General features: G+C 68.7%; 7 protein-coding genes. 3 read left to right on the top strand and 4 right to left on the bottom strand.

Annotated elements, in window-relative coordinates:
• Positions 1-87 precede the first annotated feature (87 nt).
• The gene (locus Pme01_RS03725) at positions 88-1,926 is read right to left on the bottom strand and encodes a phosphoenolpyruvate carboxykinase (GTP) (protein WP_168112653.1); all 1,839 of its coding nucleotides are present in this window, start codon (positions 1,924-1,926) and stop codon (positions 88-90) included.
• Positions 1,927-2,438: 512 nt separating this feature from the next.
• Between Pme01_RS03725 and Pme01_RS03730 the strand changes: the two genes are divergently transcribed.
• Together Pme01_RS03730 and Pme01_RS03735 are read left to right on the top strand one after the other, a co-directional pair.
• The gene (locus tag Pme01_RS03730; protein ID WP_275408491.1) at positions 2,439-2,909 is read left to right on the top strand and encodes a GtrA family protein; all 471 of its coding nucleotides are present in this window, start codon (positions 2,439-2,441) and stop codon (positions 2,907-2,909) included.
• A gap of 43 nt (positions 2,910-2,952) precedes the next feature.
• Positions 2,953-3,483, top strand: coding sequence for a GtrA family protein (locus Pme01_RS03735; RefSeq protein ID WP_168112651.1), 531 nt, complete (start codon positions 2,953-2,955; stop codon positions 3,481-3,483).
• Positions 3,484-3,522: 39 nt separating this feature from the next.
• Here Pme01_RS03735 and Pme01_RS03740 read toward each other — a convergent pair whose 3' ends face one another.
• A complete protein-coding gene (locus tag Pme01_RS03740; RefSeq protein ID WP_168112650.1) occupies positions 3,523-4,065 on the bottom strand; it encodes a PH domain-containing protein in 543 nt (180 codons plus the stop codon).
• A gap of 112 nt (positions 4,066-4,177) precedes the next feature.
• Entirely contained in the window at positions 4,178-5,020 is an 843-nt protein-coding gene (locus Pme01_RS03745) for a biotin--[acetyl-CoA-carboxylase] ligase (protein ID WP_168112649.1), read from the bottom strand.
• Positions 5,021-5,057: 37 nt separating this feature from the next.
• Between Pme01_RS03745 and Pme01_RS03750 the strand changes: the two genes are divergently transcribed.
• Positions 5,058-6,695 carry an acyl-CoA carboxylase subunit beta gene (locus Pme01_RS03750; RefSeq protein ID WP_168112648.1) on the top strand — a complete coding sequence of 546 codons (1,638 nt, stop codon included), beginning with the start codon at positions 5,058-5,060 and terminating at the stop codon, positions 6,693-6,695.
• A gap of 34 nt (positions 6,696-6,729) precedes the next feature.
• Here the strand turns inward: Pme01_RS03750 and Pme01_RS03755 are convergent.
• Positions 6,730-7,584: serine/threonine kinase C-terminal domain-containing protein (locus Pme01_RS03755; protein WP_505868387.1), on the bottom strand; the 855-nt coding region annotated here is incomplete at its 5' end.

Here is a 7,584-nt window from a genome sequence, read left to right on the forward strand (position 1 = left end):
ACGAGCCCCCACCACGAAGTGAACAGGCGTCCGACACGTCGCCTTCGCGACGCGCCGGACGCCTGTCACGGCCGCAGATGCTCGCGGCTAGTCCATGCCGAGACGAGCTTTCAGCGCGTCCAACTCAGCCCAGAGTACGCCGGGAAGCTTGTCGCCGAACTTCTCGAACCACTCGGTGACCTGCGGCACCTCGCCCTTCCACTCCTCGGCGTCGACCCTCAGCACCTCGGCGAGGTCGTCGGCGGGCATGTCCAGCCCGTCCACGTCGATGGCGTCCGGCGTCGGCACGTAGCCGATCGGGGTCTCCACCGCCCCGCCCCGGCCCTCCAGGCGCTCCACGACCCACTTCAGGACGCGGGAGTTCTCCCCGAAGCCCGGCCACAGGAAGCGGCCGTCGTCGCCACGGCGGAACCAGTTGACGTAGAAGATCTTCGGAAGCAGCGACGGGTCGCCGGCTCCGTCGGCGCCCTTGCCCATCTCGATCCAGTGCGCGAAGTAGTCGCCGCCGTGGTAGCCGATGAACGGCAGCATCGCCATCGGGTCGCGGCGGACCACGCCGACCTGGCCGACCGCGGCGGCGGTGGTCTCCGACGACAGGGTGGCGCCCATGTACACGCCGTGCGTCCAGTCGCGGGCCTCGGTCACCAGCGGGATCGTGGTCTTGCGGCGCCCGCCGAACAGGATCGCGGAGATCGGCACGCCCTTCGGGTCCTCGTACTCGTCGGCGAGGATCGGGCACTGCGTGATCGGGGTGCAGAAGCGGCTGTTCGGGTGCGACGACAGTTCGCCCGAGTCGGGCGTCCAGTCGCGGCCCTTCCAGTCGGTCAGGTGCGCCGGCGGCTCGCCCATGCCCTCCCACCAGATGTCACCGTCGTCGGTCAGCGCGACGTTGGTGAAGACCGAGTTGCCCTGGTCGAGGGTGCGCATGGCGTTGGGGTTGGTCTTCCAGTCGGTACCGGGAGCGACGCCGAACAGTCCGTACTCCGGGTTGACCGCGTACAGCCGGCCGTCGGAGCCGAACCGCATCCAGGCGATGTCGTCGCCGAGCGTCTCGACCTTCCAGCCCGGGATGGTGGGCTCCAGCATGGCGAGGTTGGTCTTGCCGCAGGCGCTCGGGAACGCCGCCGCGACGTAGTAGACCTTCTCCTCGGGGCTGGTGAGCTTGAGGATGAGCATGTGCTCGGCGAGCCAGCCCTCGTCGCGGGCCATCACGCTGGCGATGCGCAGTGAGTAGCACTTCTTGCCCAGCAGCGAGTTGCCGCCGTACCCGGAGCCGTAGCTCCAGATCTCGCGGGTCTCCGGGAAGTGCGAGATGTACTTGGTCTCGCTGCACGGCCAGGCGACGTCGGACTGGCCGGGCTCCAGCGGCGCGCCGATCGAGTGCAGCGCCGGCACGAAGTCGACGTCGTCGCCCATGACCTCGAGCACCTTGGTGCCCATCCGGGTCATGATCTTCATGCTCGCGACGACGTACGGGCTGTCGGTGAGCTCGACGCCGAACATCGGGCTCTCGGCGTTGAGGGGGCCCATACAGAACGGGATGACGTACATCGTGCGACCGCGCATGCACCCCCGGTACAGCTCGGTCATGGTGCGCTTCATCTCGGCCGGGGCCATCCAGTTGTTGGTCGGTCCGGCGTCGGCCTCGTCAACCGAGCAGATGAACGTCCGCTCCTCGACCCGGGCCACGTCCGACGGGTCCGTGCGGGCCCAGAACGAGTTCGGCTTGCGTTCGTCGTTGAGGCGTACCAGGGTGCCGGCCTCGACCAGTTCGTCGGTCAGGCGCTGCCACTCCGCGTCGGAGCCGTCACACCAGACCACCCGGTCGGGAGTCGTCAGCTCGGCTACCTCGCGAACCCAGCGCAGCAGTCGGGGGTGGGAGGTCGGGGCCCGGTCGAGCCCCGGGACGGTGGCCGGAGCGCTCATCACTCATCTCCTTGCGGTCGACTCTGCCCACGTACCCGAATAGGGCACCGGTGACCACGGGAGGCGACGGTCCGATGCGAAGAATTGGGTACGGGAAGTTGACCTCAGGTTAAACCGCCTGGCAGGCCGGAGCATCGCGGTGCCTTGTGAAAAACTGCACAAGCAATCGAAATTTTCCGGGGTCGCGCGCACTGCGGCGCGTTAATCCCCGTCATTAAGCAGTTTCACGCAATAGTTCAAAGGAATGGCGCCGAGCCACCCGCTGGGGCGCCCGAACCGCCCGATCAAATCCATCGAAGTAGATCGATGTACGGCGGGAGGGTGATCGCGTCGTCGGACACTCGGGACGGCGGAGGGTGTCGTACGCTCGGCCGGTGTCCGGCGCATCTCGCGTACAACCCGACCAGCCAGCCACCGGATCCTACGTATCCCCGGGGACGCAGCCCCGCGGGCTGCGCGCCCTTCGCGCCCGCCTCGGAGGACTCGTCCACGAGCTGGGGAAGTTCGGGACGGTGGGCGCCGTCACGTACGTGCTGGACACCACGATCCTCAACCTCGCGCTGTCCGCCGGGGTCAACCCGCTACTGGCCAAGACCCTCTCGACCGCGGTCGCCGCGACCGCGGCGTTCGTCGGCAACCGGTACTGGACCTGGCGCGACCGGGCCCGCTCCGGTCTTCATCGGGAGTACGTCCTCTACTTCGTGTTCAACGTCGTCGGACTGGGTATCGGTCTGGGGTGCCTGGGGATCAGCCACTACGTCCTGGGACGGGTGTGGCCGGTGTTCACCACCCAGCTTGCCGATGTGATCAGCGCCAACGTGGTCGGTATGGCCGGTGGCACACTTTTCCGCTTCTGGTCTTACCGCAGGTTCGTATTTCGGACACACAGCGTAATCGCAGCGGCGCCGGAGTTGATGACAAATAAGTTGACGAGCTCCGATAATGACGCCCGACACGACCCCTTGACGCGTGACGTAAGGTGACGTGGTGCGCCTCGTCCGATTTCTGCCACAGCGCTTGCAGCACGTGGCGCCTGAAGCCATAGCCTTCGCCGCCATCGGCCTTGGCAATCTGGTTCTCTACTTTCTGATCTTCAACGCGCTGATCTTCATCGGTGCCGTGAAGGCGACGATCATTGCCACGCTGGTGACGACGTACCTGGCGTACCTGGCCAACCGGCACTGGACCTACAAGGACCGGCCCCGTCGCGCCATGCGCCGCGAGTACACGTTGTTCTTCGCGGTCAACATGGTCGGGCTGTTGATGCAGTCGGCCGGCACCGGCCTGCTCAAGTACGGCTTCGGGATGAGCGAGCGGCAGGATCGGCTGGCGTTCAACATCACCACCACCGTGTGCATCTGCGCCGCGACGCTGTTCCGGTTCTGGACGTACCGCACCTTCGTGTTCAAGGACGAGCCGGCGACCACGAAGGTGGTGGCTCCCGAGCCCGCGCCGGCCATCGCTCCCGCCGAGGGCATGCCGGTGCCGGTACCCGGACACCGCCCGCCGGTCGAGGCCGACGAGTCCGCCCGGCTCGCGCAGATCCTGGACACCTGACCGGCCCATCGGCCGGCCAGGTGTCCAGGACCGCGGAGATCAACCCTCGATCTTCTTGACGATCGCGTCCCGATCCTCGTCGTCGAAGGTGTGCTTGGCCCGGTCGGCCTCGACCAGCTCGTACAGCGTGCTCTGGGTCTTCTCCACCCGCGGGATGTCGGTCAGCACGACCTGACCTCGCTCCCCCGCCGACTCGATGGTCAGCGTGCCGCAGCCCAGCATCCGGTCGACGATGCCGTGCGAGAACGACACGTCGTTGACCCGGCCGAGCGGGATGTCCCGGCCGGAGCGCGAGAAGACGCCGGTACGCAGGATCACCCGCTCGTTCGTGAGAACGTAGTGCGTCGTACGCCATACCAGCCACGGCCAGAACGCCAGCGTGATGACGGCCAGAAGCGCCAGCGCGCCGACTATGTACAGCCCCACCATCGACCAGGTGGCCGGCAGGAAAACCGCCGCCACGACCACCGCCGCGATCGCGACCAGTGCCACGAATATCGGGCGGATCAGCGCCTTCCAATGCGGGTGCAGGTGGGCGACCACCTGCTCGTCACTGGTGAGCACACTCTCCGGAAAACCCACCCCAGCCTCCTAGAAATCCATCGCGAATTCGGAGCGAGGTTAGTGGGTACCGGAGCGCACGGGTAGTGAGCGGCCTCGATCGCTCTCGGTCAGCTGGGCCGATCGCTTCTTGTCAGCCGCTTCGGTCGCTTCGCAGGTGTGTCACGTCGGCGGCGGCCAGGACCCTGCCGTCGACCACGATGCGACCGTCGGCGTCCACCCCGTCGGCGCGTCCGCGCAGCTCAGAGCCGTCGGGCAGCTGGACTCGCACGTCGCGGCCCAGCGTCGCGCAGTGGAACGCGTACGACTCGCGCAGGCCACTCGTGTCCGGATCGCCGCCTGCCGCGCGCCACCGGCCGTACCAGTCCGCGAGCGAGCGCAGGAACGCGTTGAGGATCGGGGCCCGGTCGGTACAGGCCGCGCCGGCGAGGGCCAGCGACGTGGCGTCCGGGCGGGGAAGCTCATGTTCGCGCAGCGTGGTGTTCAGCCCGACCCCGATCACCACGGCCGACCCCGTGGTCGCGCCGGGCGGCGGCGGGATCACCTCGGCCAGGATCCCGGCGCACTTCCGCTCATCGATCATGAGGTCGTTCGGCCACTTGAGGACCGCGTCCACCTCGGCGATCCGGCGGACCGCCTCGACCAGCGCGGCGCCCGTGAGCAGCGGCAGCCAGCCGAAGCGGGTGGGGTCGACGTCGGACGGGCGCAGCAGCACGCTCAGGGTGAGGCCGGCGCGCGGCGGTGAGGACCAGACCCGCCCGAGCCGGCCCCGCCCGGACGCCTGGCGCTCCGCGACGAGCACCAGCCCCTCCGGCGTACCGCTGCGGGCGAGCACCGCGACGTCGGAGTTGGTGGAGCCCGTCTCGGCCACCACCCGTACGTCGGTCCAGAGGCCGTCGGGTACCAGCAGGGCCCGGCGCAGCGCCGCCTCGCGCAGCGGCGGGCGCTCGAGGTCGCTGTACGGCCCTTCTCCCACCCCGACAGCCTAGGTGGCCGGCTCCGTCGGTATGTCAATGGCGTATCGCTGGTGTACATCACAGCGCGCCGGTCCGGGCACTAGTTACGATCGCGACGTGACCGCAGAGCTGACCGCTGACATCCACACCACCGCCGGCAAGGTCGCCGACCTCAACCGGCGCATCGAAGAGGCGGTGCACGCAGGATCCGCCCGGGCCGTCGAGAAGCAGCACGCGCGCGGGAAGAAGACCGCGCGCGAGCGGATCGAGATGCTGCTGGACGAGGGCTCGTTCGTGGAGCTGGACGAGTTCGCCAGACACCGCAGCACCAACTTCGGCCTGGAGCAGACCAGACCGTACGGTGACGGCGTCGTCACCGGGTACGGCACGGTCGACGGGCGGCAGGTGTGCGTATTCGCCCAGGACTTCACCGTCTTCGGCGGGTCGCTCGGGGAGGTCTTCGGCGAGAAGATCGTCAAGGTCATGGACCTGGCGATGAAGACCGGCTGCCCCATCATCGGCATCAACGACTCCGGTGGAGCCCGCATCCAGGAGGGCGTGGTCTCCCTCGGCCTGTACGGCGAGATCTTCTTCCGCAACGTGCGTGCCTCCGGCGTGATCCCCCAGATCTCACTGATCATGGGCCCCTGCGCCGGTGGCGCGGTCTACTCACCCGCGGTGACCGACTTCACCGTGATGGTCGACCAGACCAGCCACATGTTCATCACCGGCCCGGACGTCATCAAGACCGTCACCGGCGAAGACGTCGCCATGGAGGACCTGGGCGGGGCGCGTACCCACAACAGCAAGAGCGGCAACGCGCACTACATGGCGTCCGATGAGGACGACGCGATCGAGTACGTCAAGGCGCTGCTGTCGTACCTGCCGTCGAACAACCTCGACGAGCCGCCGGTGGTCGACGAGGCGGCCGACCTGGAGGTGACGGAGGAGGATCTGGCGCTCGACACGATCATCCCCGACTCTGCCAACCAGCCGTACGACATGCACACCGTGATCGAGTCGGTCGTCGACGACTTCCTCGAGGTGCAGCCGCTGTACGCGCAGAACATCGTGGTCGGCTTCGGCCGCGTCGAAGGCCGACCGGTCGGCGTCGTGGCCAACCAGCCCATGCACTTCGCCGGCTGCCTGGACATCGCGGCCTCGGAGAAGGCGGCCCGGTTCGTACGTACCTGTGACGCGTTCAACCTGCCGATCCTGACCTTCGTCGACGTGCCCGGCTTCCTGCCCGGCACCGGCCAGGAGTGGGACGGCATCATCCGCCGGGGCGCCAAGCTGATCTACGCGTACGCGGAGGCCACGGTCCCCAAGGTCACCGTCATCACCCGCAAGGCGTACGGCGGGGCGTACGACGTCATGGGCTCCAAGCACCTCGGCGCCGACCTCAACTTCGCCTGGCCGACCGCGCAGATCGCCGTCATGGGCGCGCAGGGAGCGGTCAACATCCTGTACCGGTCCGAGCTCAAGGACGCCGAGGACCCGGTGGCGATGCGGGCCGAGCTGGTCCAGGAGTACGAGGACACCCTGGCCAACCCGTACGTGGCGGCGGAGCGCGGGTACGTGGACGCGGTCATCGCGCCGTCGGGTACGCGGGCGCACATCATCAAGGGCCTGCGGGTACTGCGGACGAAGCGCGAGACGCTGCCGCCGAAGAAGCACGGCAACATCCCGCTGTGAGCGGGTGAAGCCCTGAGGGGGTCGGCGGACCCTCTCAGGGCTTCGGCTTGAACGACGCCGTGATGATCTGGAAGTACTGCAGGCTCTCCTGCCAGCGGGAGTCCGGCGTGGCCCACCAGATCGCGTACGCCTGGTGGTCCGAGGTCACGAACCCACGGTTGATCACGTGCGTACGGGTGCCGCTCTGGTCGTAGACGAACTCCCAGTCGGCGCAGGCGACGAAGTACTGCACCGGCTCGATCCGGATGCGCTGGTAGGCGGGGTACCACCTGGGATTGTTCGCCCGCTGCTGCTCCTGGTCCTGCCAGTCCTTGACCGGATCCATGTTCGGGTCGTTGGTCTGGTCGATGCCGAGCGCCCGGCCGGCACCGTCCCGGAAGTAGATCATCGTGCCCTCGTGCGAGATCGACCAACCGTCCGGCACGGCGACGCTGAAGCCCGTCGGGTCGTTGTGAAGGTGCCAGCCGGCGGGAATCACCGGGGTGGCCGGCGCGGGCTGCTCCGGCGCAGCCGACGTAGCCGGCGCCGGCGCGGCACCGCCGGGGGACGACCCGCCGGACGGCGTCGCGGCGCCGCCGGTCGCACCCGCGGTCGGCGTCGGGGCGGGCGGGTTCTGCGCCCTGTTGGATCCGGAGTCGGGCCACAGCGTGACCGCCCCGGCGACGAGGAGCAGCGCCAGTACGGCAGCGGCGGCGAGCAGCCACGGCCGGCGCCCCAGCGCCGGTACGAGAGCGCGCGGCCGCTGCCCGCCCGACACCGCCGGGGCGCTCGCCTCGCCGGTGACCGGCACCGACGCGCTCCCGGTCGGCCTGATCACGGCGGTGGCCTCGGCCTCCTTGGCAGGCTCGGCCTGCTTGGCGGGCTCGGCCTGCTTGGCGGGCTCGGCCTG

Source organism: Planosporangium mesophilum, from assembly GCF_016863255.1.
Taxonomy (GTDB): domain Bacteria; phylum Actinomycetota; class Actinomycetes; order Mycobacteriales; family Micromonosporaceae; genus Planosporangium; species Planosporangium mesophilum.

Coding starts and splice junctions, on each gene's coding strand:
- Pme01_RS03750 (WP_168112648.1), top strand. CDS start 5,058: ATGGCGTATCGCTGGTGTACATCACAGCGCGCCGGTCCGGGCACTAGT.
- Pme01_RS03725 (WP_168112653.1), bottom strand. CDS start 1,926: ATGAGCGCTCCGGCCACCGTCCCGGGGCTCGACCGGGCCCCGACCTCC.